This is a genomic window from Thalassotalea sp. G20_0, assembly GCF_017744175.1.
In the GTDB taxonomy this organism is placed as follows: domain Bacteria; phylum Pseudomonadota; class Gammaproteobacteria; order Pseudomonadales; family Endozoicomonadaceae; genus Endozoicomonas.
The window spans coordinates 1-644 of record NZ_JAGHQV010000415.1 but is presented as its reverse complement, the minus strand read 5'-3'; the positions used below and the strand labels follow the sequence as shown (position 1 = coordinate 644).

The 644-nt window shown below is 50.6% G+C and carries 1 protein-coding gene; it reads left to right on the top strand.

Annotation, left to right across the window (positions count from 1 at the left end; translation table 11 throughout):
• Window positions 1-396: 396 nt before the first annotated feature.
• Entirely contained in the window at window positions 397-591 is a 195-nt protein-coding gene (locus J7438_RS26805; protein ID WP_209279065.1) for a hypothetical protein, read from the top strand.
• Window positions 592-644: the final 53 nt, after the last annotated feature.

Genomic DNA, 644 nt, shown 5'->3' with positions numbered 1-644 from the left:
GCCTGGAAGGCCTGCATGAAAGAGCATGGCCTGACAGGCAAAAAACGCCTGCAACAAGCCAGTTAAGCTTTGGTTTATGCCAGTTTGATAGAGCATGGCTTAGGGCATCTGACAACCTTCAGCGATGGCGCACAACAGTTCAATGTGTTCAAACACGCCCAGTGCTGGGTACATGCAGAGCGGTTGCTGTACAAGGTTCATCCTGTCAATGAGCAGCAAGCCAATGCCCAGAAATGGTGCCGGACATGACTCTGGGCGATTTATGATGATCTGAAAGCCTTCAAGGCTGAGCCTTCCAAAGAGAACGCCATGAAGGTACGACTTGGCTTTTTAGCCCTAATCCAGACACGCACAAATTGCAGGACTCTCCAGCAAGCGCTCTCAGGCCTTGCTGTCATGGAAAAAGAGCTGTTGCTGGTACTGGAAGACCCAAGCCTTCCGTTACACAACAACCTGAGTAAAAGCCTGATACGAGAATACGTCAAGCGCCGTAAGATTAGCGGCGGCACGCACAGCGAAGTAGGACGGCAAAGTCGCGACACTTTTGCCAGTCTGAAGAAAACGTGTCGCCTGCAGCAATTCCCTCAATGACAATGTGCCCCCCCCCAATATCAATTGATAATTTTAAGCACAATCCCCCCATG

Bases quoted from the DNA above. Each gene is read 5' to 3' on its own strand.
- J7438_RS26805 (WP_209279065.1), top strand. From the start codon at position 397: ATGGAAAAAGAGCTGTTGCTGGTACTGGAAGACCCAAGCCTTCCGTTA.